This is a genomic window from Streptomyces rhizosphaerihabitans, from assembly GCF_025399795.1.
Lineage (GTDB): Bacteria > Actinomycetota > Actinomycetes > Streptomycetales > Streptomycetaceae > Streptomyces > Streptomyces rhizosphaerihabitans.
In genome coordinates, this window is sequence record NZ_JAODTZ010000153.1 from 1 (window position 1) to 1,166 (window position 1,166).

Annotated in this window: 1 protein-coding gene and 1 pseudogene; both read left to right on the forward strand. The window is 60.7% G+C overall.

What is annotated here, in order from left to right:
* A pseudogene (locus tag N4G66_RS45150) lies at positions 1-448 on the forward strand (hypothetical protein); the annotation flags it as partial.
* Positions 436-1,166 (forward strand): hypothetical protein (locus tag N4G66_RS45155; protein WP_391858997.1); only part of this gene is annotated, 731 nt, incomplete at its 3' end. The pseudogene N4G66_RS45150 and the gene N4G66_RS45155, both read left to right, overlap by 13 nt.

The window sequence follows — 1,166 nt, forward strand, 5'->3', positions numbered from 1 at the left end:
CATCACGTTCACCCCTGAAACTTCAGGTGACGCGGTTCAAAACGCGATCCTCAAGGACAACGCGGAGCTTATCCGCGCGCTCAATGCGGCCATCGATGCCCAGAACCCGCGCCTTCCTGCTCTTGAGTTCTATACAGAGGGTGAAGGCGCGGTCGCAGCTCAACAGTGGGTCCAGTCCTTCAAATCTGCCGGGTGGACGGTCACCGGTACGGTGCGCTATTTCGACCGGCAGGTGACCGTTAAGTCAAAGGACGGTGCTTCGCTCAGCTACTGCGCCGATGAAAGCAAGGGCTACAGCAAGATCATCAAGACCGGCGAGGTCAAGAAGACGAAGACCACCAAGAACAGCTACATCGCCTACGGAATCCAGGTGGAGAAGAACGAGCAGGGGGTCTGGGAACTCGTGAAGATCATTTCAGCTCGAGGGGCCGACAGGTGCCAGCCGTGAACCGGCCCCTTCGTTTCGTGTCGGTTGTGCTCTTTGCGGGGGCGGCCTGCTTGGCCTCACCCGGGTCCGCTGTAGCTGACCAAGACCCTCCGGGCGGAGGCACGTTCGGAGGCGGGTCCGGCTCCGGATCGGGCAGCGGTACATCAGGGGCTGTTGACGGAGACACCGTCTCCGCTACTGCCGGGGGCATCGTCTTCGATCGTTCGAAGAACGGTCGAGGTAGTTCTGTGGGAGCGGTCACCGCTGCTGCATCGTGGATGCCTCCTGCTTGTTGGTATGCCCCGAAGTACACGCCGGCGCAGCTCAAGGCCCATCTCGAGCCGATCTGGGCTGCTGGGTCCACCGGTGATGTCTGGGACGCGGAACAGCGTAAGCGTTACGTCGATGGCGACTACAAGGATTTCAACAAGGCCAAGACGGGTGAGGGTTACTGGTGGGACTCGTACGTCAACAAGGACTTTCCTCCCGGGTGGGATTCCTGTGACGAGCCGATTTTCTGGGTAGACAAGGGTGACCCTCCGCCCCCTCGCATCAAGAACGCCGTCACTCCTGAGGTTCTGGCCGAACTCGCGTACGCCGAGATTCGAGTACCTGGCACCAAGGTGTCGCTGGCCCCCGACGGGACGACCAAGGTCAATCTTCCTACCTGGTCGTGGCTTGATGGCGCAGAGTTCAAACCCGTATCTGTTACCGCGTCCGTACCCGCGCTCGGCATCGA